1 protein-coding gene is annotated in these 1,317 nt (G+C 65.5%); it reads right to left on the reverse strand.

The window, feature by feature from the left end:
* Window positions 1-1,317: DUF7933 domain-containing protein (locus tag Vse01_RS29120; protein WP_204019285.1), on the reverse strand; the 1,317-nt coding region annotated here is incomplete at its 5' end.

Raw genomic sequence — 1,317 nt, forward strand, 5'->3', positions numbered from 1 at the left:
CTAGGCGGTTTGGCGCCTAGGCCGGGCCAGCCGGTGACTCATCACGATGAGCACTCCACCCAGGCCGAGCGTGGTCAGTGCGATCGCGGCGTAGATGGAGATCCGGCTACCGGTAACGGGCAAGATGCTCTTACGGACCGTAATGCTTGCCGAGGCAGGAGAGCCTGCACCGCTTTCGATCGAGGTGGCGGCCGTCGTATTGACCTTCTTCCCCGCAGTCTTGCCGGTGACGTTCACCGACACCGTGCAACTCCCGTTGGCCGGCAGGGTCGCTCCGGCCAGGCTGATGCTGCTGCCGCCGGAAGTCGCGGTAATCGTTGCGGAGGCGCAGTTGGTCTGCGCGGCGTTGGGCGTGGCGACCACCAGCCCCGAGGGAAGGTTGTCGACGAAACTGACTCCGGTCAGCGACGTAGCCGGGTTGGGGTTGCGGAGGGTGAAGCGCACTGACGTCGTCCCGTTGAGGGGGATGATGTCATCCCGGAAGGCCTTGACGATCGTCGGTGCCGCGACAGCGCCGACTGTGATGCTTGCCGAGGCGGTAGCACCTGGGCCGCTCTCGTTCGAGTCCACCGGTCCGCTCGTATTTGACTTCGTTCCGCTGGTCGTGCCGGTGACGTTCACCGAGAACGTGCAGCTCTCGCCAGCCGGCAATGTCGCATCGGCCAGCCGAATACTGCTGCTACCGGCGGTCGCGGTGATCGTGCCACCACCGCACGAGCCACTCAAGCCGTTGGGAGTGGCTACCACCAGCCCCGCAGGAAGGTTGTCGACGAAGCTGACCCCCGTCAACGACGTACTCGCGTTGGGGTTGCTGAGGGTGAAAACCAACGAGGTTGTCCCGCCAACCGGAATGGTGGAATCGTCGAAAGCCTTCGAGATCGTCGGCGCCGCGACGACCTCTGCGACGACCGTGACACTCGCCGAGGCGGGCACGCCCGGACCGCTCTGGACCGAGGTGACGGCAGCGGTGGTGTTGACCTTCGTTCCGGTGGTTGTGCCGGTGACATCGACTGAGACGGTGCAGCTTGCGTTGGCCGGCAGGCTAGCGCCGAACAGGCTGATGCTGCTGCCCCCGGCAGTCGCGGCGATCGTGCCGGAGGCGCAGTCGGTTTGCGCGCCATTGGGAGTAGCGACCACCAACCCCGCAGGAAGGTTGTCGACGAAGCTGACACCGGTCAGCGTCGTGTTCGCGTTGGGGTTGGTAAGGGTGAACTCCAGCGTCGTCGTTCCGTTGAGCGGAATGGTCGCGTCGTCGAAGGCCTTGGCGATCGTCGGTGCTTCCGCAACCCTGACGGTGATGCTCGCCGCGGCGGGCGT

This window comes from Micromonospora sediminimaris (genome assembly GCF_016863575.1).
Lineage (GTDB): Bacteria > Actinomycetota > Actinomycetes > Mycobacteriales > Micromonosporaceae > Micromonospora > Micromonospora sediminimaris.